Genomic DNA, 960 nt, shown 5'->3' on the forward strand with positions numbered 1-960 from the left:
GCACGCCGTGCAGTACCCGGTGCGCCGGGGCGAACTGCAGAACCTGGTGCTCATCGTGCAAGGTCCCGCGCCGCAAGATCTGGAAAACTGGGACCACGCCGCCAACGCCGCCGGGCTCGAACAGGCCCTGCAAGGCTGCTGCCGTGCGTTGCAGGATCTGGTGCACAGCGTGAGCGCAGCCGGCGGTCCTGGTTGGCGCCTGTGGCCGCTGTGCGACCGCCCCCCGGTGCGCAGCGCCGACGAGATGGCACGCGGATTGGTGGGACTGCTGGGCGACGCCGCCCACCCCATGCCCCCTTACCTGGCGCAGGGCGCCGGCATGGCGCTCGAAGACGCGCACGCATTGCAGCGCGCGTTGGGCATGCACGCGCTCGACGTTCCGCAGCGCCTGCGCCGCTACGCCCTCACCCGCTGGCAGCGCAACGCGCGCGTACAGGCCCGCTCGATACGCAACGGCCGCATCTTCCACGCCACCGGCCCCCTGCGCCGGGGACGTGATTTGGCGCTGCGCCTGCTGGGGGAACGGCTGCTGGACATGCCCTGGCTGTACCGGGGCGACGCTGCACCAGCAGGAGGCCAAACTCCTTGATGCGCTCACCCCAGCCTTCCAGGGCTCTCCAGCTCCATCTTGTTTTGGTTGTGAGGGGCTGTGCTGAGCGGTTACGCATCAGCATTGCCCCCCAGTTCGGGCAATGGGTTGATGGCATCTCTTTATACACAAGCCCCCGAGCATAAGCTATGCTACCTATTTCATAGCGAAAGCACACAATGAACTGGGTAGCCACGGAATTCAAGAGCATGAACCTGGGGGACCCCAGACGCAAACAGCGTGCGATCCACCTGATCGAGAGCTTGAGCGCCAAGCCCACGGCCAGTATCCCCCAAGCCTGCGGCGATTGGGCCGACACCATCGGAGCCTACCGCTTCTTTGGCAATGAGGAGGTCCAGTGGGAAGACATC

Annotated in this window: 2 protein-coding genes; both read left to right on the plus strand. The window is 65.9% G+C overall.

The window, feature by feature from the left end; all coding sequences use genetic code 11:
- A partial coding sequence (locus VTU_RS29145; protein ID WP_010108421.1) for an FAD-dependent monooxygenase occupies positions 1-589 on the plus strand: 589 nt, incomplete at its 5' end.
- A gap of 179 nt (positions 590-768) precedes the next feature.
- A partial coding sequence (locus VTU_RS0121145) for an IS4/Tn5 family transposase DNA-binding protein (protein WP_010108422.1) occupies positions 769-960 on the plus strand: 192 nt, incomplete at its 3' end.

This window comes from Verminephrobacter aporrectodeae subsp. tuberculatae At4 (assembly GCF_000193225.1).
GTDB lineage: Bacteria > Pseudomonadota > Gammaproteobacteria > Burkholderiales > Burkholderiaceae_C > Acidovorax > Acidovorax aporrectodeae.